We start from the raw sequence: 23,324 nt of genomic DNA on the forward strand, positions 1-23,324 counted from the left end.
CCGGCAGACCATGGACCTGCGCGCCCAGGCCCAGCGCTGGCAACGCTGGCTATTCCGTCTCCAGCCCGAGGGCGGCGCAGTCCGCCTGGAGCGGCGGCGCATCTACATCCTGCCCACCCGCAGCGGCCTCCTCTACGCCCTGGCCCTGGTGGTGATGCTGCTGGGGGCCATCAATTACGACCTGGCCCTGGGCCACGCCCTGGTGTTCCTGCTGGCGGGACTGGGACTGGTGGCCATGGTGCATACCTTCCGCAACCTGCTCGGCCTGGGGCTCCAGGCCGGCGCCGTGGCTCCGGTCTTCGCCGGCGAGCAGGCCCGCCTGACCCTGCACCTGGACCGCCCCGACACCCGGCCGCGACGGGCCCTGGCCCTGGACGCCGGCGCCGGCCCCATCCTGGCGGAACTGGACCTCCCGGACAGCAGCAGCGTCAGCCTGCCCCTGCCGCCCCAGCCCCGGGGCTACCGCCCCCTGCCGCGGCTGACCGTCGCCAGTGTCTACCCCCTGGGCCTCTTCCGCGCCTGGGCCTATTTCCTGCCCGCGGCCCGGCACCTGGTCTATCCCGCCCCCCTGTCCAGCCCCCTGCCCCGGGCCCGCAGCGTCCCCCAGGCCGGCGACAGCCGGGGCGGCAATGGCCAGGAGGACTTCGCCGGGCTGCGTCCGCGCCAGCCGGCCGACCCCCTGCGTCACATCGCCTGGAAGGCGGCAGCCCGGGAGCCGGCGGAACGGCCCCTGCCGGTGAAGCACTTTGCCGGCGGCGGTGCCGAGGAAATCCGCCTCGACTGGCAGGACCTGCCCCCCGGCTGCGACGTGGAACGGGGCCTCTCCCTCCTCACCGGCTGGGTCCTGGCGGCGGAAGCCGAGGGCCTGAGTTACGGCCTGCAGCTGCCCGGAGTGGACATCCCCCGGGGCAGCGGCCCGGCCCACCGCCAGCGCTGCCTGGAAACCCTGGCCCTGTGGTCGCCTGCGGGAACCCGCCAGCCATGAACTGGCGCCTGCCCTGGCGCCGGCAGCGCCGTCCGCTGCTATCGCCCCTGCCCCACAGCGTGCTGCCCTGGCTGCTGCTGTGCGCCCTCGCCACGGCCGGGCCCCACACCCTGCACCAGCCCCTCTGGCTCACTGCCATTGCCGGTCTGGTCCTGGCCTGGCGCGCCTGGCTGTGGCTGCGCCAGCTGCCCCTGCCGCCCCGCTGGCTGCTGTCCCTGGTGTCCCTCGGCAGCCTGGCCGCCATCGTCGTCGAATACCGCACCCTGCTCGGCCGGGATGCGGGTGTCAGCCTGCTGGTGCTGTTCCTGGCCCTCAAGCTGATGGAACTGAGGCAACGCCGGGACGGGGTGGTGGTACTGATGCTGGGCTATTTCCTCCTGCTCACCCACTACTTCCACTCCCAGAGCATTCCCACCGGCCTGTGGATGCTCCTGGCCCTGGTGCTGCTCACGGCAACCCTGCTGCGCCTGCACGGCGACGACCGGGCCCGGCCCCTGGCCAGCCTGCGCTACGCCGGCGTGATGACCCTGCAGGCCCTGCCCTTCATGCTGGTGCTGTACCTGCTCTTTCCGCGCATCTCCGGCCCCCTCTGGGGCCTGCCCCGGGACGCCCATGCGGGGCTCAGCGGCCTCTCGGAGACCATGGCCCCGGGCAGCCTGGCCAATCTCATCCAGAACGGCAGCATCGCCTTCCGCGTCCAGTTCCAGGGCGAGACGCCGCCCCGAGCCCAGCTCTACTGGCGCGGCCCGGTGCTGGACCATTTCGCCGACGGCGTCTGGCGCGCCCGCTTCCTGCCCAACCGCAAGCCCGAGGTGGAAGCCCGGGGACCGGAAGTGGCCTACGTCACCACCCTGGAACCCCACAACCAGCGCTGGCTGCTGGCCCTGGACAGCCCCACCGCCGTCCCCGCCGAAGCCAGCATCGGCCACGACCTGCAGGTGCTGGCGCCAGCGCCCCTGACCAGCCGCAGCCGGCAGGCCTTCCGCTCGGTGCTGGACTACCGCCACAACCGCCAGGAGCAGCCCCTGGTGTTGCAGCGGGCCCTGCAGCTGCCGGCAGAACGCAATCCGCGCACCCGGGAACTGGCGGAACAATGGCGTCGCGCCGATCCCCGCCCGGCCAGCCTGGTGCAGCGGGCCCTGGCCCACTTCCGCCAGGAGCCCTTCTTCTACACCCTGCGGGCGCCCCTGCTGGGACGGGACGGGGTGGACGAATTCCTCTTCGCCACCCGCCGCGGCTTCTGCGAACACTACGCCTCGGCCTTCGTCGTCCTGATGCGGGCCGCCGGCGTGCCGGCCCGGGTGGTGACCGGCTACCAGGGCGGCGACATCAACCCGGTGGACGGCTACCTGACGGTGCGCCAGTCCGACGCCCACGCCTGGGCCGAAGTCTGGCTGGAAGACCAGGGCTGGCGGCGGGTGGACCCCACCGCGGCCATTTCCGCGGCGCGCATCGAGGCCGGCATCGCCGCCGCCCTGCCCGACGACGAAGCCCTGCCCCTGCTGGCCCGGGTGGACCTGGACTGGCTGGTGCGCCTGCGTCACCGCTGGGAAGCGGCCAACAACGCCTGGAACCAGTGGGTCCTCGGCTACACCCCGGAACGCCAGCGCCAGCTGCTCTCCCGCCTCGGCCTGCAGCAGCCGGACTGGCGCAATATGAGCGCCGCCCTGGCCGCCGCCTGCGGCCTGCTTCTGCTTCTGCTGACCCTGTGGAGCCTGGGCCGGCGCCCCCGCCTGGCCCCGGAGGAACGCCTGTGGCAGCGCTTCTGCCGCCGCAGCGCCCGCCTCGCCCCGGACCTGGCGCGGGCCCCGTGGGAAGGCCCCCTGGCCTACGGCCGCCGGCTGGGAGAGCGCCTGCCCACCCTGGCGCCCCAGGCCGAAGCCATTGCGGGGCTTTACGCCACCCTGCGCTATGGGCCACCATTGGCGCCCCGTGACCGACAACAACTGCTAGAACGGCTAGCCGCCTGCATCCGCGAGCTGCCATCCCGGAGACCCTCTTGAAACATGCCTTGCGGCGTAGTGCCGCCCGAATCGCCCTATTCATCCCGCTCCTGGCCGCCCCCGCTTTCGCCGCCGGCGCCCGCCCCCAGGAAACCTTCGCCAACGACGAGCAGGCCGCCGCCTTCGCCGCCGACATGGCCCAGCGCCACGGCTTCAGCGAGGCGGAACTGAAATCCCTGTTCGCCGCCACCGGCCCCAACGCCTCCGTGCTCAGCGCCATCCAGCCCGCCGCCAGCGCCGAGCGCCGCTCCTGGCAACGCTACCGGGAACGTTTCGTGAACGACCGCCGCAGCCAGCAGGGCCTTCTTTTCTGGCAGCGCCACGCCGCCACCATCGCCAAGGCCAGCGCCGTCTATGGCGTACCGGAGGAAATCATCGTCGCCATCATCGGCGTCGAAACCGAATATGGCCGCAACACCGGCCGCTATTCCGTGCTGCAGGCCCTGGCCACCCTGGCTTTCCGCTATCCGCCCCGGGCCGAGTTCTTCCGCGGCGAGCTGGAAAACTTCCTCCTGCTGGCCCGGGAAAACCGCCAGTCGCCCCTGGAGATCAAGGGCTCCTACGCCGGCGCCATCGGCATTCCCCAGTTCATGCCCAGCAGCCAGCGCCGCTTCGCCGTGGATTTCGACGGCGACGGCCAGATAGACCTGCGCAACAGCCCGGAGGACGCCATCGGCAGCGTCGCCAACTTCCTCGCCCAGCACGGCTGGCAGACCGACGCCCCGGTGGCCCATGCCCTGCCCCTGGGCACGGAGCCCCCGGCGGAACTGACCCAGACCGACCTCACCCTGCGGCAAAGCGCCAGCGCCCTGCGCCGGGCCGGCCTGACCGTCCCGGGACCGGACGGGGCCCGCTATGCCATGGTGGATCTGGTGACGCCGGATGCGCCGACGGAATATTGGCTGGGGGAACAGAATTTCTGGGTGATCAGCCGCTACAACCGCTCCAGCTTCTACGCCATGGCGGTGTTCCAGCTGGGAGAGAAACTGCGGGAAGAAAAACAGGCCCTGCTGGCGGCCGGCCAGTAGGCAGGCCCGGGGCCACTGAGGGTCGGGCTGGGAGGCAGGAGGGGCGGGCCTGCTAGAGGATGCTGTCCCGGTCCACGCCGCCGCGCTTGATGATGCGTCGCAGCTGGCTCAGGGCCTCGCCCTGGATCTGCCGCACCCGTTCCCGGGTCAGGCCCAGGTCGGCGGCGATGGCTTCCAGGGTGGCGATCTCCGCCCCCTTCAGGCCGTAACGGCGCTCCACCACCTGGCGCTGCTTTTCCGGCAGCTGTTCCACCCACTGCAGCACCAAGTCGTTGAGTTCGTTTTCCTGCAGCACCCCCACCGGGTCGGCCCCGGCGGAATCGTCGGCCACTGAGTCCCCCACCGTGTGGTTGGGATCGATGTCCAGGGGCGTATCGAGGGAGGCCACGTGCTCGTTGAGATGGAGGATGTGGCGGATGTCATCCACCGGCTTGCCCAGCAGATGGGCCACTTCCTCCACCCGGGTCTCCCGGGACGGCGTCAGGCCGCGGGCCCCGTCCAGATGACGCATGGCCCGCAGCACCACGTTGATTTCCTTGACCACGTGCACCGGCAGACGAATGGTGCGTGACTGGTTCATGATGGCCCGCTCGATGCTCTGGCGGATCCACCAGGTGGCGTAGGTGGAAAAGCGGAAGCCCCGCTCCGGATCGAATTTCTCCAGGGCATGGATGAGGCCCAGGTTGCCCTCTTCCACCAGATCGAGCAGGGGAATGCCCCGGTTCAGGTAGTGCTTGGCGATATTCACCACCAGGCGCAGGTTGTGCTCGATCATCTTCTGCCGGGCGGCGAATTCCCCGGCCTTGGCCCGGCGGGACCATTCCAGCTCCTCCGCCGGCGTCAGCAGGGGCTTGGCACCGATCTCGTTGAGATAGAGCTGGGTGACGTCGTTGAGCAGTTCATAGGCTGGCGGCGCCCCGTCGTCGCCCTCTGCCGCCGTCGCAGCGGCAGCCAGGGACTCGTCCTGGGCCTCGTCCGCGGCGAACGCCTCCTCCGCATCCCCGTCGGGAAAATCAGCGGCGTCGGCGTCGTCGCGCACGGCAGACCTGTCAGCGCTTGGGCAGGTACTGGGTGGGATCCACCGGCTTGCCCTGCCGACGGATTTCGAAGTGCAGCTTCACCTGGTCCGTGTCCGAATTGCCCATCTCGGCGATCTTCTGCCCCCGGGTGACGGACTGCCCTTCCTTGACCAGGATGTTGTTGTTGTGGGCATAGGCGGAGAGGAAGATGGCGTCATGCTTGATGATCACCAGCTTGCCGTAGCCCCGCAGGCCGCTGCCGCTGTACACCACCTTGCCGTCGGCCGCCGCCAGCACCGGTTCGCCCAGCTTGCCGGCGATGTCCACGCCTTTGTTGGTGGCCTCGTTGAAGCCTGCAATGGACTTGCCGCCGGCGGGCCAGGCCCAGGTCACATCGGCAGCAGCGGGGGCCGCCGCAGCTGCCGGCGCCTCGCTGCGGACGGGTTCTGCCGGCTTGGCGGCAGTGCCCTGGACATTGTTCTGGTTCTGGGCCTTGGCCCAGGCCTGGTCGGAATAAGCTTCCTTGCCGGCCTTGGGCTCCCGCTTGAGCGTGTCGCTGGCCGCAGCCGGTGCCGGGCCGCCGTCCAGGGAACGGCTTTCCACCACGCCGCCACCGATGGGCTTGGCCACCGCCGTGCCGGCAGCACCACCGTCGGGCGGCGTCACGCGCAGCTGCTGCCCCACCAGGATGCGGTTGGGATTTTCCAGGTTGTTCCAGGCGGCCACGTCCTTGTAGTCCTGGCCGTTATCCAGGGCGATGCTGTAGAGGGTGTCGCCCTTCTTGACCGTGTAGAAGTCCTTGGAGGCGGCAGCCGGCTTGCTCGGCACCCCGCGCTCGACCACCGGCGCCGGCGCATGGCTGGCACAACCGGCCAGGAACAGCAGGGCCGCAATGCCGCTTAGGGTGGCGGCACGGAAGATAAAACCTGGCGTTTTCATTCGACTCCTGACAGCAGCGGCACGAAACGCACCGCGTCAAGCTTGGTCTCAAGGAACCCCTGGGGCGTGCGTTCGATCAGGTGCAGGGCTTGCTCGCCGGCCCCCACGGGCAGGACCATTCTGCCACCAACCGCCAACTGCTGCAAAAGCGCGGGCGGCACCCGGTTGGCTGCGGCGGCGACGATGATGGTGTGATAGGGGGCCGCTTCGGGCAGCCCCAGTTGGCCGTCGGCATACTTGAGGCGCACGTTGAACTGCTGCATCTGCCGCAGGTTCTGCTTGGCCCGTTCGATCAGGGGCTCGATCCGTTCCACGGCATAGACGTCGGGCGCCAGCTGGGCCAGCACCGCTGCCTGGTAGCCGCAACCGGCGCCGATCTCCAGGGTCTTGCCGAGACCGCCGGGCAGACTCTGTTCACGCCCGGCCCGCAACAGCTCGATCATGCGGGCCACGATATAGGGCTGGGAAATGGTCTGGGAATGCCCCAGAGGCAGGGCCGTGTCCTCATAGGCCCGGTGGGCCATGGCCTCTTCGACGAAGATGTGGCGGGGCACGGCAGCCATGGCGGCGAGCACCGTCTCGTCCACGATGCCCTTGTCCCGCAGACGCTCCACCATGCGCATGCGGGTGCGCAGGGAGGTCATGCCGATACCGGAAACGCCCGTTGCCATCAGCGCAACCAGTTCCGCAGCTCGGGCAGCTGCTGATTGTGGGTCAGGTCGATCTGCAACGGCGTGACAGAGGCCCAGCCCTGGGCCACGGCATGGAAATCGGTGCCTTCGCCGGCATCCTGGGCGGCACCCGCAGCACCAACCCAGTAAACCGTTTCATTGCGCGGCGTGCGCGCCTTGACCACCGGCTCGGCCTTGTGGCGCTTGCCCAGCCGGGTCACGGCCACGCCCTTCAGTTCGGCGTAGGGCACATCCGGCACATTGACGTTGAGCAGGGCCGGCTGGCCAAGGGGCGCCTGCTGGAAGCGCAGCACCAGATCCCGGGCCACCCGGGCTGCCGTCTCGAACTGGCTCGCTTCCTTGCCCACCAAGGAAACGGCAATGGCCGGCACGCCCAGCAGATGGCCCTCCGTCGCTGCCGCCACGGTGCCGGAATAAACGGTGTCGTCCCCCATGTTGGCCCCATGGTTGATACCCGAGACCACCATGTCCGGCAGTTCGTCCAGCATGCCGGTGACGGCGAGATGGACGCAATCCGTCGGCGTGCCATTGACGAAATAAAAGCCGTTGGGGGCTCGCCGCAGGGACAGGGGCCGGTCCAGGGTCAGGGAATTGCTCGCCCCGCTCCGGTCCCTTTCGGGGGCGACCACGGTGATGTCGGCGATATCGGCCAGGGTACGGGCCAGCACTTCAATGCCGGTGGCGAAATAACCGTCGTCGTTACTGAGGAGAATGCGCATGGAACGGAACAGGGCTTTTTATTGTTGGCAGAAAGAAACTACCGGACCGGAGCTGATCAGACAGCCAATTCCTCGATCTTGCGCCCGCCGTTCAGCCATTCCTGCACCCACTGGGGTTTGCGGCCGCGACCGGTCCAGGCCAGGTCGGCATTCTGGGGATGGCGGTATTTCACCTGAACGCTGCGGCCGGACTTGGCCTTGCCCTTTTCGCCGCCCTTGAGCAGCTGATCCAGGGAAAAGCCCCGGGATTCGGCGATCAGTTTCAATTCATTCAGGACTTTTTCCTTTTCCTGAACCTCGCGCTTTTTGATTTCCAGGGGAATTTGCTGTTGCAGAAGCTTCAGTTCGGCCAGGGACAGGGAAGAAATATCCATGTTTATTTCCTTTACGGAATAAGGGAATCGATTCGATGGCGACAATGCGGACAGCTCATTGTCGGGCAACCGATTTTATATGGATTATTTTCCCTGCCGCAATCGACAACAGGAATAATTCTCCGCTGAAATCGGAAAAATGGAGAAACAAGGAGAAAAAGGAAAGCTGGAAATGAAAAAACCGGCCTGGGGCCGGTTTTTTCGGAACTACTGGTCGGGGCGGCGGGATTCGAACTCGCGACCCCTTGCACCCCATGCAAGTGCGCTACCAGGCTGCGCTACGCCCCGACTCGAGAAACGAAACTATACAGAAACGAATTAAATTTGTAAATAGCTTTCAAACACGAAGTAATTCAATAATCCCCAAAAGCTCCTGACGCAAGGCCTGGGCAGCGGGAACGGTGCTCTCCACGGATTCCGTGGCGCCATGCCCCTCTTCCAGGCGATTACGCGCACCGCTAATGGTAAAACCCTGATTATAAAGAAGTTCTCGGATACGGCGCACCAGCAGCACTTCGTGATGCTGGTAATAGCGGCGGTTGCCCCGGCGTTTCACCGGCCGCAGCTGGGTGAACTCCTGCTCCCAGTAACGCAGCACGTGGGGTTTGACGCCGCAAAGCTCGCTCACTTCACCGATGGTGAAGTAACGCTTGGCAGGGATGGGCGGCAACTCTTCCTTGCCGCTTTCCTTAGGACTGCTTTCCATCGTAGGACTGCTCCACCTCGGCCTTCAGCTTCTGGCTGGCATGGAAGGTAACGACGCGGCGGGCGGTGATCGGAATCTCCTCGCCGGTCTTGGGGTTGCGCCCGGGACGCTGGGGCTTGTCGCGCAACTGAAAATTACCGAAGCCGGAAAGCTTGACGCCTTCGCCCCGTTCCAGTGCATTGCGGATTTCCTCAAAAAAGGCTTCCACCATGTCCTTGGCTTCGCGCTTGTTGAGTCCGACCTTTTCGAAAAGCAGGTCGGCAAGTTCTGCTTTGGTGAGAGTCATTGTTTTCCCTGATCAGACACGGAGTTTGGCGGCAAATTGATGCTCCAGGAGGGCCACCAGCTGCTGCAGGGCAACATCCACTTCCGCATCTTGCAAAGTTTTTTGAGTATCTTGCATAACTATGCGGAATGCAAGGCTTTTCTTCCCTTCATCGACCCCCTTGCCGGTGTAGACATCGAACAGCTGGATGTCCTGAACCAGGGGCGGCCGTTGGGCTTTCAGGCCGTCCAGCAGGGACTGCAGGGCCATGCCCTTGTCCACCACCACCGCCAGGTCCCGCACCACGGCGGGGAAGCGGGAAAGCTCGGCATACTGGGGCAGACGTCCGGCCAGCAGGGGCTCCAGATCCAGTTCGAAGACCACCGGCGGCGACGGCAGGTCGTACTTCTGCACCCACTCGGGATGCAGTTCGCCAACCACCCCGATTTCCTTGCCATCCAGGAGCAGGCGGGCAGCACGGCCGGGATGCAGGGCCGGATGGGTAGCCTTCTCGAAACGCGCGGCAAAGGGCTGCAGCAGCGCCTCCAGGTCACCCTTGACGTCGAAGAAGTCCACCTTGCGGGCGGCGCTGCCCCATTGTTCGGGCAGGGCATCGCCGGCGGCCAGGCCGGCCAGCTTCCAGGGTTGACGGTAGCCGGCCACGGGCTGGGCGGCGGCATCCTTGTGGAAGCTGCGACCGGTTTCGAAAATCCGTACCCGGCTCTGCTTGCGCTTCAGGTTGTTGGCCAGGGTGGCCACCAGACCACCGATCAGGGTGGAACGCATGACCCCCATCTGGCTGGCAATGGGATTGGCCAGGCGGATGGGATCGGCGTTGCCGCCGAAATCCTTTTCCCAACCTTCTTCGACGAAAGCGAAATTGACCACTTCCTGGTAACCGGCATCGGCCAGGACCTGGCGCAGGCGCTGGATCTGCCGCTTGCCTTCCGGCATGGGCAGCATGGCGGCCCGGGCCACCGGCGGCGGTGCCGGAATCTCGTCGTAGCCGTGAACCCGCACCACTTCCTCGATCAGATCTTCCTCGATCTCGATGTCGAAACGGAAGCTGGGAGGCGTCACCACGAAGTCGCCACCTTCCTGGACGAAGGGCAGACCCAGACGACCCAGCAGGGAGGCAATGGCCTCGGCACTGAAAGGCACACCCAGCACCTTGTTCACCCGGGCCGTGCGCAGACGCACCGGCTGACGCTGGGGCAGTGCGGCCACCGCTTCCGTCACGGGACCGGCCTGGCCACCACAAATATCGAGGATCAGGCGGGTAGCCCGCTCCAGGGCACGGACGGCACCGGCGAAATCGACGCCCCGCTCGAAGCGGTGGGAGGCATCGCTGGAGAAGCCGTAACGGCGGGCCTTCCCGGCAATGGCAAAAGGAGTGAAAAAGGCCGACTCCAGGAACAGGTCGGTGGTTTCCAGGGTGACGCCGCTCTCTTCGCCACCCATGATGCCGGCCAGAGCCAGGGGCTTGGCATCGTCGGCAATCACCAGCACGTCGGCGTCGATATCGATGGTCTGCTCGTTGAGCAGCAACAGCTTTTCCCCGGCCTTGGGCAGGCGGGCGTGGATGGCCCCCTGGAGCTTGGCGTCGTCGAAGGCATGGAGGGGCTGCCCCAGTTCCAGCATGACGTAGTTGGTGACATCCACCACGGCGGAGATGGAACGGATGCCGCTGCGCTCCAGGCGCTTCTGCATCCACTCAGGCGTGGGCGCCTTGGCATTGATGCCGCGCACCACCCGGCCGGCGTAACGGGGGCAAGCCTCCGGAGCGTCCAGCACCACTTCCCGGCGGGCATCGCAAGCAGGCACCACGGGCTCCACCACCGGATAGACAGCCGCCACGCCGGTCAGGGCCGACACTTCGCGGGCCACACCGGTGAGGGAGAGGCAATCGGCCCGGTTGGGCGTGAGCTTCAGGGTGAACAGGGTGTCGTCCAGGTCCAGGTAGCGGCGGATGCTTTCCCCAACGGGGGCATCGGCCGGCAGCACCAGGAGACCGGAAGCATCTTCGGCAATGCCCAGTTCCCGGGCGGAACACAACATGCCGGAAGACTCGACGCCGCGCACCTTGGCCACCTTGATCTTGAAGTCGCCGGGCAGCACGGCACCGGGCAGGGCACAGGGCACCTTGAGCCCGGCTGCCACATTGGGGGCGCCGCAGACGATCTGCACCGGACCGTTACCGGTATCCACCTGGCAGACGTTGAGGCGGTCGGCATCAGGGTGCTTCACCACTTCCAGGACATGGGCCACCACCACCTGGGTGAAGGCGGGCGCAACGGGGTCCTGCTCTTCCACTTCCAGGCCCGCCATGGTCAGCAGATGGGCCAGAGCGTCGGTGGACAGATCAGGATTGACGAAGGTACGGAGCCAGGATTCGGAGAATTTCACGATCAATCCTTAGACAAATTGCTTCAGGAAGCGCAGGTCGCCGTCGAAGAACAGGCGCAGGTCATTGACCCCGTAGCGCAGCATGGTGAGACGGTCCGGACCGAAGCCGAAGGCAAAGCCGGTGTACTTTTCCGGATCGATGCCGGCATGGCGCAGCACATTGGGGTGCACCATGCCGCAGCCGGCGATCTCCAGCCAGCGCCCTTCCAGGGCGCCGCTCATGAAGGCCACGTCGATCTCGGCAGAAGGCTCGGTAAAGGGGAAAAAGGAAGGACGGAAGCGCACCTTCAGGTCGTCGCTCTCGAAGAAGCGGCGCAGAAAATCGGCAACCACGCCCTTGAGGTCGGCGAAGGAAACGTTCTCGCCGATCCACAGGCCTTCGACCTGGTGGAACATGGGGGAGTGGGTAGCATCGGAGTCGACGCGATAGACCCGACCCGGCGCAATGATGCGAATCTCGGGCATGGTCTCGAGGTGGCCGTACTTGGCCACGTGGGCCTGCATGTAGCGGGCCTGGATGGGACTGGTGTGGGTGCGCAGCAGCACCCCCTCGGCAACGCCGCCCTGCTCGTCCTGCAGATAGAACGTATCGTGCATGGAGCGGGCCGGATGGTTTTCCGGCGTGTTGAGGGCGGTGAAGTTGTGGAAGTCGGTTTCGATCTCGGGACCGTCGGCCACTTCAAAGCCGATGGAGCGGAACAGGGCCTCGATGCGCTCCAGGGTACGGGTGACGGGATGCAGGCCACCCCGGGTTTCACCCCGGCCGGGCAGGGTCACGTCCAGGGATTCCTCGGCCAGACGGGCCTCCAGGGCCGCGCGGCGGATGGCTTCGCGGCGGGCGTTGAGGGCACCCTCAACCTGTTCCTTGGCCTGGTTGATGGTGGCACCGGCCGCCTTGCGCTCTTCCGGAGCCAGTTTGCCCAGCCCCTTCAGCAATTCGGTGATCTGACCACTCTTGCCCAGATAACGGGCCTTGATCTGTTCCAGGGCATCCGGGTCCTGGGTGGCAGCAAAAGCCGCAAGGGCTTCGCTGACGATCTGTTCGAGATTCTGCATGGGCTCGCGTCGTTCGAATTCTGTTATCGCCCCGGATTTAGGGTGCCCGGGCGAAAAAGACACCAGAGATGCCGATACTGCCGGCACCAAGAAAAAAAGGAGGCAGAAGCCTCCTTTTTTCCGCTTGCTTAACGCTTAGGCGCCGAGGCTCGCCTTGGCCTGGTTTGCCAGAGCGGCAAACGCAGCCTTGTCGAACACGGCCAGGTCGGCGAGAACCTTGCGGTCCACTTCGATCTGGGCCTTCTTTAGGCCATTCATGAAGGTGCTGTACTTCAGGCCGACTTCACGGGCTGCCGCATTGATACGGGCAATCCACAGGGCACGGAACTGACGCTTGCGCTGACGACGGTCGCGGTAGGCGTACTGACCAGCCTTCATCACCGCCTGCTTGGCGATGCGATATACGTTCTTGCGACGGCCGCGGTAACCCTTGGCCTGAACCAGAATCTTCTTGTGACGGGCGCGAGCCGTTACACCACGCTTAACTCGGGGCATCTTTAATCTCCTTGATTAGGCGTAGGGCAACATGGCACGGATGGAGGCCTTGTCACTGTCGTGAATGGCTTCGGTACCGCGCAGTTGGCGCTTGTTCTTGGTGGTCTTGGAGGTCAGGATGTGACGCTTGAACGCCTGACCGCGCTTGATGCTGCCGCCAGCGCGGATTTTGAACCGCTTGGCGGCACCGCTCTTGCTCTTCATCTTGGGCATTGAATGCTCCTTGGTTTTAACATGATCCCAGGTGGCTTCCGACGGAAACGCTTGACTACCCGGCACCACTTATATCGCCCCCGAACGAGTCCGGAGGCGGGTACTGCAATTACACCTTCTTCTTCGGCGCCAGCATCATCACCATCTGGCGACCTTCCATCTTCGGCATCTGCTCGACCTGTGCCAGCTCGAGCAAATCGGCCTTGATGCGTTCCAGCTGACGCATACCGATTTCCTGGTGGGCCATTTCACGGCCGCGGAAGCGCAGGGTCACCTTGACCTTGTCTTCGTCTTCCAGGAAGCGGGTCATGTTCCGCAGCTTGATCTGGTAGTCGTTTTCGTCGGTACCGGGACGGAGCTTGATCTCCTTCACCTGTACCTGCTTCTGTTTCAGCTTGGCCTCATGCTGCTTCTTGGCCTCGTGGTACTTGAACTTGCCGTAATCCATCACCCGGCATACCGGCGGCTTGGCCAGGGGAGCGATCTCCACCAGATCCACACCGGCCTCTTCGGCCATTTGCAGCGCCGCACGGATGGTTACGACACCAATCTGCTCGCCTTCTTCCCCGATAAGCCGGACTTCCGGCACCGTGATTTCTTCGTTGACGCGATGCGCCTTTTGCAGTGCGGCGATGGTTCAATCTCCACGAAAACAGGCCGCCCCATTCGGGGACGGACAAAAACTAAGCCGTGCTCTTACGCGCGGCGACTTCTTCCAGAAGCCGCTCGATCAGGCTTGCCACGGGCATCTGCCCCAGGTCCTGACCACCGCGGGTACGCACGGCCACCAAGCCGGCTTCCTTTTCCTTGTCGCCGATGACGAGCTGATAAGGCAACCGGTTCAAGCTATGTTCGCGTATTTTATAGGTAATTTTTTCATTGCGCAAATCCGCTTCGGCACGCAAACCTGCCTGACGCAGGGTTTTCACCACTTCGGCGGAAAAATCGGCCTGTTTTTCCGAAATATTCAGCACCACGGCCTGTACCGGCGCCAGCCACAGGGGCAAGGCACCCGCATAGTTTTCCACCAGGATGCCGATGAAACGCTCCAGGGAACCGAGGATGGCCCGATGCAGCATCACCGGCACATGGCGGGCGTTGTCCTCGCCCACATACTCGGCGCCCAGGCGACCCGGCATGGAGAAATCTACCTGCATGGTGCCGCACTGCCAGGAACGCCCGATGGCATCCTTGATGTGGAACTCGATCTTGGGGCCATAGAAGGCACCCTCGCCGGGCAATTCATCCCATTCCAGGCCGGAAGCCTTGAGGCCGGCCCGCAGGGCATTCTCCGCCTTGTCCCAGATGTCGTCGGAACCGACACGGCTTTCGGGGCGCAGGGCCAGCTTCACCGCCACCTGATCGAAACCGAAGTCGGCATAGACCTTCTTCACCAGAGCGTTGAAAGCCGTCACTTCCGCTTCGATCTGGTCTTCGGTACAGAAGATGTGACCGTCGTCCTGGACGAAGCCGCGCACGCGCATCAGGCCGTGCAGGGCGCCGGAGGCCTCGTTACGATGACAGGAGCCGAACTCGCCATAGCGCAGGGGCAGGTCGCGGTAGGAGCGCAGATCGGAATTGAACACCTGCACGTGCCCCGGGCAATTCATCGGCTTGATGGCGTAATCCCGCTTCTCCGACTCCGTGGTGAACATGTTGTTCTTGTAGTGCTCCCAGTGACCGGACTTCTCCCACATGCTGCGGTCGAGAATCTGGGGGCAGCGGATTTCCTGGTAGCCGTTGTCGCGATAGACCTGGCGCATGTACTGCTCGATTTCCTGCCAGATGGCCCAGCCCTTGGGGTGCCAGAAAACCATGCCCGGCGCCTCGTCCTGCATATGGAACAGATCCAGATGCTTGCCGATGCGGCGGTGATCCCGCTTCTCGGCCTCTTCCAGCATGTGCAGGTAGGCTTCCTGGTCTTCCTTCTTGGCCCAGGCGGTGCCGTAGATGCGCTGCAGCATCTCGTTCTTGGAATCGCCGCGCCAGTAGGCACCGGCCACCTTCATCAGCTTGAAAACCTTGAGCTTGCCGGTGGAGGGGACGTGGGGGCCGCGACAAAGGTCCACAAATTCGCCTTCCCGGTACAGGGAAACATCCTGGTCGGCCGGGATGGCAGCGATCAGCTCGGCCTTGTACTTCTCACCCTGCTCCAGGAAAAACTTGACCGCATCGTCCCTGGCCCAGACTTCGCGGCTTACCGGAATGTCGCGCTTGGCCAGCTCGGCCATTTTCTTCTCGATGGCCAGCAGGTCTTCAGGGGTAAAGGGGCGCTTGTAGGCGAAGTCGTAGTAGAAGCCGTTGTCGATGACCGGACCGATGGTCACCTGGGCTTCGGGAAACAGCTCCTTCACCGCATAGGCCAGCAGGTGGGCCGTGGAGTGGCGGATGATCTCCAGGCCGTCCGCATCCTTGTCGGTGACGATGGCCAGCTGGGTATCACGCTCCATCAGGTGGGACGTATCCACCAGCTTGCCGTCCACCTTGCCGGCCAGGGCGGCACGGGCGAGGCCGGCACCGATGGAGGCAGCAACCTCGGCAACGGTCACCGGAGCATCGAAGGAGCGGATGGAACCGTCGGGCAGCGTGATATTGGGCATGATTTCTCCAGCCACATTAAATTCTGGACAAAAAAAAAGTGCGGACGGATCCGCACTTTTTTTCGACATAGGAACGAAGGCGAACCGCTTAGGCTTTCTGAACCAGGATAGTGCAAGTTCGGAAATTCACGGTACAGCTCCGTTCAAGGTGTTGGTAGGCGCGATTGGATTCGAACCAACGACCCCCACCATGTCAAGGTGGTGCTCTAACCAACTGAGCTACGCGCCTGCAAAGAAGGCCGAATTATAACGATCCCAGAGAATCGCGCAAGGGGCTGAGGAGACTTTTTTCGCTTCGCCCCACAAAAAAAATCAGCACAACCGTCCGGGCGAACATTTGGCCAGGGCCGGCGCCACTGCGGTGACGGGGCGCGACTCCTGGATCCAGGCGCGGATGCCCTGGCGCACGTTGTAGATCTTGCTGTAGCCGGCCTGCTGTTCGAGGAAGTCGCTGACGGCCCGGGTGCGGTTGCCGCTGCGGCAGATGAGGATCACCGGCTGCTCCGGACCTGCCACCGTCTTCAGCTGCTCCAGCCAGGCCGCCGGATTGGCGCGGCCGTTGGCATCGAAGAAGGTGAGCAGGCGGCTGCCGGGAATGACGCCGGTTTCCCGCCATTCGGGCTCGGTACGGATATCCACCAGGACCACGCCACTGGCCACCAGCCGGGCCACTTCGGCGCTGTCCACATTCACCACCTCGGCCCTGGCCGCGAACGCCGCCAGCAGAGCCAGGAGGAAGAGGAAGGTGTGCTTCACGCCGCTACCTCCGGCCAGGCGGCCAGGAATTCCTGCCAGTGGGGCTTGTCCAGCTTGGCCAGTTCGGCCTTGATGAAGGCCAGTTCGGCCAGATGCTCCTCCCGGCTGACCTCGCCCCGCATCAGGCGGAAGCGGGTGGACACCAGGTAGGTATTGACCACATCGGTCTCGCAGTAATCGCGGATCTCGTCGGCCTTGCCCTCCTGCCAGGCCTGCCACACCTTGCCGCCGTCCATGCCCAGCTTGCCGGGGAAGCCCATGAGCTTGGCCAGGTCGTCCAGGGGAGCGCTGGCCCGGGGCTGATACATGGCCAGCAGGTCCATCAGGTCCAGGTGGCGGGTGTGGTAGCGGCTGATGTAGTTGTTCCACTTGAAGTCCCGGGAATCCGCATAGTCGCCGTCGCCCAGGTCCCAGTAGCGGGGAGCCACGACGCCGTGGATCAGGCCCCGGTAGTGCAGCACCGGCAGGTCGAAGCCGCCGCCGTTCCAGGAAACAATCTGGGGCGTGAATTTCTCGATGCCGTCGAAGAAGCGCTGGATGATCTCCCCTTCGCCAATCTCGGGAGCCGCCAGGGACCACACCTTGAAGGCATCCCGGGCCCGCAGGGCGCAGGAGATGGTCACCACCCGCTGCAGGTGCAGGGGCAGGAAGTCGCTGCCGTTCTGGGCCCGGCGCTGCTGGAAGGCCAGTTCGGCCACCTCGTCGTCGGAGAGGTCGGCGGGAAGGTCGTGCAGGCGGCGCAGCCCGGGTACATCCGGGATGGTTTCAATATCGAAAACGAGGACGGGAACCATGGGACTCAGGCGGGGAAAACGCCGGTGGACAGATAACGGTCGCCCCGGTCGCAAACGATGGTGACGATGGTGGCGTTCTCCAGCTCCCGGGCCAGGCGCAGGGCCACGGCCAGGGCGCCGCCGGAGGAGATGCCGGCGAACAGGCCCTCTTCCCGGGCCAGGCGCCGGGTCATGTCCTCGGCCTCGGCCTGGGACACGTATTCGAGGCGGTCCACCCGGCTGCGCTCGTAGATTTTCGGCAGATAGGCTTCGGGCCATTTGCGGATGCCGGGAATCTGGCTGCCCTCTTCCGGCTGGCAGCCGACGATCTGGATGCGCGGATTCTTTTTCTTGAGAAACTGGGAAGTACCGATGATGGTGCCGGTGGTGCCCATGCTGGAAACGAAATGGGTCACCTGGCCCTTGGTGTCGCGCCAGATTTCCGGCCCGGTGCCCTCGAAGTGGGCCAGGGGGTTATCCGGATTGGCGAACTGGTCGAGGATGATGCCCTTGCCTTCGTCGCGCATTTTCTCGGCCACGTCCCGGGCCAGTTCCATGCCGCCATCCCGGGGCGTCAGGATCAGTTCGGCGCCGTAGGCACGCATGGTCTGGCGCCGCTCCAGGCTCTGGTTTTCCGGCATGACCAGGATCATGCGGTAACCGCGCATGGCGGCGGCCATGGCCAGGGCGATGCCGGTGTTGCCGGAGGTGGCTTCGATCAGGGTATCGCCGGGCCGGATTTCGCCCCGCTGCTCGGCGTGGGAAATCATGGAGAGGGCCGGGCGATCCTTCACCGAACCGGCCGGATTGTTGCCTTCCAGCTTGGCCAGGATGACGTTGCCGCGCTGGGCGACAACATCGCCGGGCAGGCGCTTCAACTGCACCAGGGGCGTGTTGCCGACGAAATCTTCCAGAGTCTTGTACATGGCTCAGCGTCCGTTGAGGAATTGCACGTAGTCGGCGACGCCTTCGGCCACGGTGGCGAACTCGTCACCATAGCCGGCGCTGCGCAGCTTGCTGAGGTCGGCCTGGGTAAAGCTCTGGTACTTGCCTTTGAGGGCTTCGGGGAAGGCCACGTACTCCACCAGCCCCTGCTGCACCATCGCCTCCAGGGACAGAGCCGGCTTGCCCTCGGCGGCCCGGCAGCTGTTCACCGTGGCCACGGCCACGTCGTTGAAGCTCTGGGCCCGGCCGGTGCCCAGGTTGAAGATGCCGGATTTTTCCGGATGGTCGAGGAAGTACAGATTGACCTTGGCCACGTCCTTCACATAGACGAAGTCGCGCTGCTGCTCGCCGTTGGCGTAGCCGTCGCAGCCCTCGAACAGCTTGACCTTGCCTTCGGCCCGATACTGGTTGAAGTGGTGGAAGGCGACCGAGGCCATGCGCCCCTTGTGGCTCTCGCGGGGGCCGTAGACGTTGAAGTAGCGGAAGCCCACCACCTGGGAACGGACTTCAGGCAAGCGCTGACGGACGATCTGGTCGAAGAGGAACTTGGAGTAGCCGTACACGTTGAGAGGCGCCTCGTACTGCCGCTCTTCCTTGAAAACGCTGCTGCCGCCATAGGTGGCGGCGGAAGAGGCGTAGAGCAGCTGCACGTCCTGCTCCAAGCACCAGTCCAGCAGGGCCAGGGAGTAGCGGTAGTTGTTCTCCATCATGTAGCGGCCGTCGGTCTCCATGGTGTCGGAGCAGGCGCCTTCGTGGAAGATGGCCTCCACGTCGCCGTCGAAGTGGCCGCAGAGCAGGCGCTCGAGAAACTCGCCCTTGTCCAGGTAATCGGCGATCTCGCAGTCCACCAGATTCTTGAACTTGTCCGCCTTGGTCAGGTTATCCACGGCGATGATGCGGGTGATGCCCCGCTCGTTGAGGGCCTTGACCAGGTTGGCGCCGACGAAGCCGGCGGCACCGGTGACGATGTAGTACATGTGAATTCCTTAATTGGCGTCGGCCGCCAGGGCGGCCGACAGTTCCTCGCGACTGACGGTAGCGGTACCGAGCTTGCCCACCACCACGCCACCGGCCAGGTTGGCCAGGTGGATGGCGTCGCCCCAGGGGGCGCCCAAGGCCATCATGGCGGCCAGAGTGGCAATGACCGTGTCGCCGGCACCGGAGACGTCGAACACTTCCTGGGCCCGGGCCGGCTGGTGCAGCGCCTCGCCGTCGCGATAGAGGCTCATGCCCTCTTCGCTACGAGTCACCAGCAGGGCATCCAGTTCCAGTTCGCTGCGCAATTGCTGGGCCTTGGCCGCCAGCTGGGCCTCGTCGCTCCAGCGCCCCACCACCTGGCGCAGCTCGGAGCGGTTGGGGGTGATGACGGTGGCGCCGCGGTACTTGGAATAATCCTCGCCCTTGGGATCCACCAGCACCTTTTTCCCGGCCGCCCGGGCCAGGCGGATCATGTCGCCGATGTGGGCCAGGCCGCCCTTGCCGTAGTCGGAAAGGATCACCACATCCACCCCGGCCAGGCGCTGCTCGAACTCGGCCAGCTTGGCCTGCAGCACCTCGTGGGACGGGGTGGTCTCGAAATCGATGCGCAGCAGCTGCTGCTGGCGGCCGATGACCCGCAGCTTGACCGTGGTGTCGATGGCTCCGTCGGGCAGCAGGGAGGCGGCAATGCCGCCCTCTTCCATCTGCCGCTGCAGGATGCGGCCGGCCTCGTCGTTGCCGACCACGGACAGCAGGCCGACCCGCGCCCCCAGGGAAGCGCAGTTGCGGGCCACGTTGGCAGCACCGCCGGGACGCTCTTCGGAGCGTTCCACCTTGACTACCGGCACCGGTGCTTCGGGGGAAATGCGGGAAACATCGCCGAACCAGTAGCGGTCCAGCATGACATCGCCGACCACAAGAATGCGGGCGGCGGAAAAATCGGGAAGTTGGTGCATGGTGAAGATACTCAGTCGAAAAGATCGGCCTGGGCGAAGGGCGTGCCCTGCATATCCCGGGCCGAAAGACGGGGCTCCAGCCCCTCCAAAGGCCAGGCCACGGCCAAGGCCGGATCGTTCCAAGCGATGCAGCGCTCATGTTCCGGCGCGTAATAGTCGGTGGTTTTATAAAGAAAATCGGCGGTCTCGCTGAGCACCAGGAAACCGTGGGCAAAACCGGGAGGTACCCACATTTGGCGCTGATTATCCGCGGAAAGTACGGCACCAACCCAGCGGCCGAAATAGGGGGATTGGCAACGCAAGTCAACCGCCACGTCGAAAACGGCGCCTTGAGCCACTCGAACCAGCTTCCCTTGAGGCTGGCGAATCTGATAATGCAGGCCCCGCAGCACGCCTCGTGCGGAACGGGAGTGGTTGTCCTGGACGAAATCCACATCGGCCCCAGTCAGCTCGGTAAAGCGACGCCGGTTGTAACTTTCCATAAAAAAGCCGCGAGCATCGCCGAAAACCAGGGGTTCCAGCATGATCACATCGGCAATGGCGCTGGGAATCGCCTTCACGCTGCATGCTCCTTGAGCAGGGCCAGCAGGTATTGGCCGTAGCCGTTCTTGGCCAGGACCCGGGCCTGGGCTTCCAGAGTGGCGTCGTCGATCCAGCGTTGGCGCCAGGCCACCTCTTCGGGACAGGCCACCTTGAGACCCTGGCGCTTCTCGATGGTCTCGATGAACTGCCCCGCCTCCAATAGAGATTCGTGGGTACCGGTATCGAGCCAGGCATAGCCCCGGCCCATGATTTCCACATTGAGCTTGCCCGCTTCCAGGTAATGCCGGTTCACGTCGGTGATTTCCAGTTCGCCCCGGGGCGAGGGCTTGATGCCCTTGGCCACGGCCACGATATCGGTATCGTAGAAGTAAAGGCCGGTGACGGCATAGTGGGACTTGGGCTGCAGCGGTTTTTCCTCGATGGAGAGGGCCCGCTGCTGGGCATCGAACTCGACCACACCGTAGCGCTCCGGATCATTCACCCGGTAAGCGAAGACCGAGGCACCGCTGTCCCGATCGTTGGCCCGCTGCACCAGGGTGGCCAGGTCGTGGCCGTGGAAGATGTTGTCCCCCAGCACCAGGGCCGCCGGGGCACCGTCAAGGAAGGCCTCGCCGATGAGGAAGGCCTGGGCCAGGCCGTCCGGCGAGGGCTGCACCGCGTACTGCAGATTGATGCCCCACTGGGAGCCGTTTCCCAGCAGCTGCTCGAAACGGGGCGTGTCCTGGGGCGTGGAGATGATGAGGATGTCCCGCAGACCGGCCAGCATCAAGGTGGTCAGGGGGTAGTAGATCATCGGCTTGTCGTAGATCGGCAGCAGCTGCTTGGACACCGCCAGGGTGGCCGGATAGAGCCGGGTGCCGGAACCGCCGGCGAGAATGATGCCTTTACGGGGTTTAGTAGCCATTCTGGGCCTTCAGGGCGAGAAGCTGCATCATGCGGGAAAGATAGGGCTGCCAGTCGGGCATGGTCAGACCGAAACGGTCCTCCAGCTTGCGGCAGTCGAGACGGGAATTGAGGGGGCGCGGCGCCGGCAGCGGATATTCGCTGCTGGGAATGGGTGCGATGGCCTCGGGCCCCAGCTTGAGGGCGAAGCCGGGCGTCTGTTCGGCGGTGGCGACGATGGCCCGGGCAAAACCGTTCCAGCTCACCGGATTGGCAGCCACCAGGTGATACAGCTCGCAGCCCTGCTGGGCGCGCCCGCCGTCGAGCTGGGCCAGGACCATGCCGGTGACGGTGGCGATCATGGCCGCCGGCGTCGGGCTGCCGACCTGGTCGGCCACCACCTTGAGGCTGTCCCGCTCGCTCGCCAGGCGCAGGATGGACTTGACGAAATTCTTGCCCCGGGCGCCGAAGACCCAGCTGGTGCGGAAGATGAGGCCGCGGCCGCCCACGGCCAGCATGGCTTCCTCCCCTTCCCGCTTGGTCCGGCCATAGACGCCGAGGGGCGCCGTGGCATCGGACTCCACATAGGGCGCCGCCTTGCTGCCGTCGAAGACGTAGTCGGTGGAGTAATGCACCAGCAGGGCATCCAGGGCCTTGGCCTCCTCGGCCAGCAGGCCCACGGCCTCGGCATTGATGCGCCGGGCCAGTTCAGGCTCCATTTCCGCCTGATCCACCGCCGTATAGGCGGCGGCATTGACGATCAGGCGGGGGCGCTGTTCCCGCACCACGGCCCGCAGCCGGTCCAGGTCGGCCAGGTCGCATGTACGCCGGTCCAGGGCCAGCACCGGCCCCAGGGGCGCCAGGTCCCGCTGCAGTTGCCAGCCCAGCTGGCCCTGGCTGCCCAGGAGCAGGATGGGAGCCGACACCTCAGGCTTCCCCATACTGGCGGCCCACCCACTCCCGGTAGGCGCCGGAGGTGACGTTGTGCACCCACTGGGGATTGTCCAGGTACCAGCGTACGGTCTTGCGGATGCCGGTTTCGAAGGTCTCCGCCGGCTTCCAGCCCAGCTCCCGTTCCAGCTTGCTGGCGTCGATGGCATAGCGCCGGTCGTGGCCGGGCCGGTCGGCAACGAAAGTGATCTGGCTGGCGTAGGAGGCGCCGTCGGCCCGGGGCGACAGTTCGTCGAGCATGGTGCACAGGGTATGCACCACCTCCAGGTTGGGCTTTTCGTTCCAGCCGCCCACGTTATAGGTCTCACCCAGGCGGCCGGCTTCCAGGACGCGGCGGATGGCACTGCAATGGTCCTTCACATAGAGCCAGTCGCGGATCTGCTGGCCGTCGCCGTAGATGGGCAGGGGCTTGCCGGCCAGGGCGTTGTGGATGATGAGGGGAATGAGCTTTTCCGGGAAATGGTAGGGCCCGTAATTGTTGGAGCAGTTGGTGGTCAGCACCGGCAGGCCGTAGGTATGGTGGTAGGCCCGCACCAGATGGTCGGAGGCCGCCTTGCTGGCCGAATAGGGACTGTTGGGCTCGTAGCGGTGCTGCTCGGTGAAGGCCGGGGCCTCCTTTTCCAGGGAACCGTAAACCTCGTCCGTGGACACGTGGAGAAAGCGGAAGGCCGCCTTGTCGTCGGCAGGCAGGCCGTTCCAGTAGGCCCGCACGGCCTCCAGCAGGCGGAAGGTGCCGACGATGTTGGTCTGAATGAAGTCCTCCGGCCCGTGGATGGAACGATCCACATGGCTCTCGGCGGCGAAGTTCACCACCGCCCGCACCCGGTTCTGCTGCAGCAGTTCCAGAATCAGGTCGTAGTCGGCGATGTCGCCGCGCACGAAACGGTGCCGCGGATCGCCGGCCAGTCCCTGGAGGTTCTCCAGATTGCCGGCGTAGGTCAGCTTGTCCAGGTTGATGACAGGCTCACCCCCCGCCGCCAGCCAGTCGATGACGAAATTGCTGCCGATGAAGCCTGCACCGCCGGTCACCAGGATCATGG

The 23,324-nt window shown here is 65.0% G+C and carries 25 protein-coding genes and 2 tRNA genes; 3 read left to right on the forward strand and 24 right to left on the reverse strand.

Going from position 1 to position 23,324, the window contains the following annotated elements:
- Positions 1-10: 10 nt before the first annotated feature.
- From AZSP09_RS06405 to mltB, 3 genes are read left to right on the forward strand one after another with little or no spacing between them, the layout of a single operon-like run.
- A complete protein-coding gene (locus tag AZSP09_RS06405; protein WP_152089512.1) occupies positions 11-985 on the forward strand; it encodes a DUF58 domain-containing protein in 975 nt (324 codons plus the stop codon).
- A complete protein-coding gene (locus AZSP09_RS06410) occupies positions 982-2,988 on the forward strand; it encodes a transglutaminase TgpA family protein (protein WP_152089513.1) in 2,007 nt (668 codons plus the stop codon). The genes AZSP09_RS06405 and AZSP09_RS06410 overlap by 4 nt, the downstream gene beginning before the upstream one ends.
- Positions 2,985-4,016 carry a lytic murein transglycosylase B gene (gene mltB, locus AZSP09_RS06415; protein ID WP_152089514.1) on the forward strand — a complete coding sequence of 344 codons (1,032 nt, stop codon included), beginning with the start codon at positions 2,985-2,987 and terminating at the stop codon, positions 4,014-4,016. The genes AZSP09_RS06410 and mltB overlap by 4 nt, the downstream gene beginning before the upstream one ends.
- A 52-nt stretch (positions 4,017-4,068) precedes the next feature.
- Here mltB and rpoS read toward each other — a convergent pair whose 3' ends face one another.
- From rpoS to rfbB, 24 genes are all read right to left on the reverse strand, one after another.
- Positions 4,069-5,055 (reverse strand): RNA polymerase sigma factor RpoS, encoded by a 987-nt coding sequence (gene rpoS, locus AZSP09_RS06420; RefSeq protein ID WP_014237041.1) that lies wholly within the window; start codon positions 5,053-5,055, stop codon positions 4,069-4,071.
- A gap of 10 nt (positions 5,056-5,065) precedes the next feature.
- Positions 5,066-5,974, reverse strand: a complete 909-nt coding sequence (locus AZSP09_RS06425) for a peptidoglycan DD-metalloendopeptidase family protein (protein WP_152089515.1) — start codon at positions 5,972-5,974, stop codon at positions 5,066-5,068.
- A complete protein-coding gene (locus AZSP09_RS06430) occupies positions 5,971-6,645 on the reverse strand; it encodes a protein-L-isoaspartate(D-aspartate) O-methyltransferase (RefSeq protein WP_014237039.1) in 675 nt (224 codons plus the stop codon). The genes AZSP09_RS06425 and AZSP09_RS06430 overlap by 4 nt, the downstream gene beginning before the upstream one ends.
- Positions 6,645-7,385 carry a 5'/3'-nucleotidase SurE gene (gene surE, locus AZSP09_RS06435; protein WP_130458162.1) on the reverse strand — a complete coding sequence of 247 codons (741 nt, stop codon included), beginning with the start codon at positions 7,383-7,385 and terminating at the stop codon, positions 6,645-6,647. Before surE ends, AZSP09_RS06430 begins: the two co-directional genes overlap by 1 nt.
- 56 nt (positions 7,386-7,441) lie before the next feature.
- The gene (locus AZSP09_RS06440) at positions 7,442-7,759 is read right to left on the reverse strand and encodes an H-NS histone family protein (RefSeq protein ID WP_014237037.1); all 318 of its coding nucleotides are present in this window, start codon (positions 7,757-7,759) and stop codon (positions 7,442-7,444) included.
- Positions 7,760-7,970: 211 nt separating this feature from the next.
- Positions 7,971-8,047, reverse strand: a tRNA-Pro gene (locus tag AZSP09_RS06445).
- Between the two features lie 49 nt (positions 8,048-8,096).
- Positions 8,097-8,465 carry a MerR family transcriptional regulator gene (locus AZSP09_RS06450; RefSeq protein WP_130458161.1) on the reverse strand — a complete coding sequence of 123 codons (369 nt, stop codon included), beginning with the start codon at positions 8,463-8,465 and terminating at the stop codon, positions 8,097-8,099.
- Positions 8,449-8,751, reverse strand: a complete 303-nt coding sequence (locus AZSP09_RS06455) for an integration host factor subunit alpha (protein WP_014237035.1) — start codon at positions 8,749-8,751, stop codon at positions 8,449-8,451. Before AZSP09_RS06455 ends, AZSP09_RS06450 begins: the two co-directional genes overlap by 17 nt.
- A 12-nt stretch (positions 8,752-8,763) precedes the next feature.
- Positions 8,764-11,136: a phenylalanine--tRNA ligase subunit beta gene (gene pheT, locus AZSP09_RS06460; RefSeq protein ID WP_152089516.1), complete on the reverse strand. Its 2,373-nt coding sequence runs from the start codon at positions 11,134-11,136 to the stop codon at positions 8,764-8,766.
- A 9-nt stretch (positions 11,137-11,145) separates the two neighbouring features.
- Positions 11,146-12,192: a phenylalanine--tRNA ligase subunit alpha gene (gene pheS / locus AZSP09_RS06465; RefSeq protein ID WP_014237033.1), complete on the reverse strand. Its 1,047-nt coding sequence runs from the start codon at positions 12,190-12,192 to the stop codon at positions 11,146-11,148.
- A gap of 135 nt (positions 12,193-12,327) precedes the next feature.
- Positions 12,328-12,687, reverse strand: coding sequence for a 50S ribosomal protein L20 (rplT, locus tag AZSP09_RS06470; RefSeq protein ID WP_014237032.1), 360 nt, complete (start codon positions 12,685-12,687; stop codon positions 12,328-12,330).
- 15 nt (positions 12,688-12,702) lie between these two features.
- Positions 12,703-12,900: a 50S ribosomal protein L35 gene (gene rpmI, locus AZSP09_RS06475; RefSeq protein WP_014237031.1), complete on the reverse strand. Its 198-nt coding sequence runs from the start codon at positions 12,898-12,900 to the stop codon at positions 12,703-12,705.
- 109 nt (positions 12,901-13,009) lie between these two features.
- Positions 13,010-13,534, reverse strand: coding sequence for a translation initiation factor IF-3 (gene infC, locus AZSP09_RS06480; protein WP_083833949.1), 525 nt, complete (start codon positions 13,532-13,534; stop codon positions 13,010-13,012).
- A 49-nt stretch (positions 13,535-13,583) separates the two neighbouring features.
- Entirely contained in the window at positions 13,584-15,500 is a 1,917-nt protein-coding gene (thrS, locus tag AZSP09_RS06485) for a threonine--tRNA ligase (RefSeq protein WP_014237029.1), read from the reverse strand.
- A gap of 152 nt (positions 15,501-15,652) precedes the next feature.
- Positions 15,653-15,729, reverse strand: a tRNA-Val gene (locus AZSP09_RS06490).
- Positions 15,730-15,812: 83 nt separating this feature from the next.
- Entirely contained in the window at positions 15,813-16,256 is a 444-nt protein-coding gene (locus AZSP09_RS06495) for a rhodanese-like domain-containing protein (RefSeq protein WP_152089517.1), read from the reverse strand.
- The gene (locus tag AZSP09_RS06500; RefSeq protein WP_014237027.1) at positions 16,253-17,050 is read right to left on the reverse strand and encodes a 3'-5' exonuclease; all 798 of its coding nucleotides are present in this window, start codon (positions 17,048-17,050) and stop codon (positions 16,253-16,255) included. The genes AZSP09_RS06495 and AZSP09_RS06500 overlap by 4 nt, the downstream gene beginning before the upstream one ends.
- Before the next feature lie 5 nt (positions 17,051-17,055).
- Positions 17,056-17,955: a cysteine synthase CysM gene (gene cysM / locus AZSP09_RS06505; RefSeq protein ID WP_152089518.1), complete on the reverse strand. Its 900-nt coding sequence runs from the start codon at positions 17,953-17,955 to the stop codon at positions 17,056-17,058.
- Between the two features lie 3 nt (positions 17,956-17,958).
- Entirely contained in the window at positions 17,959-18,951 is a 993-nt protein-coding gene (gene rfaD, locus AZSP09_RS06510; RefSeq protein ID WP_152089519.1) for an ADP-glyceromanno-heptose 6-epimerase, read from the reverse strand.
- A 9-nt stretch (positions 18,952-18,960) separates the two neighbouring features.
- On the reverse strand, positions 18,961-19,908 hold the full coding sequence (gene rfaE1, locus AZSP09_RS06515) for a D-glycero-beta-D-manno-heptose-7-phosphate kinase (RefSeq protein WP_152089520.1): 948 nt from the start codon (positions 19,906-19,908) through the stop codon (positions 18,961-18,963).
- A gap of 11 nt (positions 19,909-19,919) precedes the next feature.
- Complete coding sequence (gene rfbC / locus AZSP09_RS06520) at positions 19,920-20,468, reverse strand: dTDP-4-dehydrorhamnose 3,5-epimerase (RefSeq protein ID WP_152089521.1); 549 nt, start codon at positions 20,466-20,468, stop codon at positions 19,920-19,922.
- On the reverse strand, positions 20,465-21,355 hold the full coding sequence (gene rfbA / locus AZSP09_RS06525; protein WP_152089522.1) for a glucose-1-phosphate thymidylyltransferase RfbA: 891 nt from the start codon (positions 21,353-21,355) through the stop codon (positions 20,465-20,467). Before rfbA ends, rfbC begins: the two co-directional genes overlap by 4 nt.
- Complete coding sequence (gene rfbD / locus AZSP09_RS06530) at positions 21,345-22,274, reverse strand: dTDP-4-dehydrorhamnose reductase (protein WP_152089523.1); 930 nt, start codon at positions 22,272-22,274, stop codon at positions 21,345-21,347. Before rfbD ends, rfbA begins: the two co-directional genes overlap by 11 nt.
- Positions 22,261-23,322, reverse strand: a complete 1,062-nt coding sequence (gene rfbB / locus AZSP09_RS06535; RefSeq protein WP_152089524.1) for a dTDP-glucose 4,6-dehydratase — start codon at positions 23,320-23,322, stop codon at positions 22,261-22,263. The genes rfbD and rfbB overlap by 14 nt, the downstream gene beginning before the upstream one ends.
- Positions 23,323-23,324: the final 2 nt, after the last annotated feature.

The sequence above is a fragment of the Azospira sp. I09 genome (assembly GCF_009177135.1).
GTDB lineage: Bacteria > Pseudomonadota > Gammaproteobacteria > Burkholderiales > Rhodocyclaceae > Azospira > Azospira oryzae.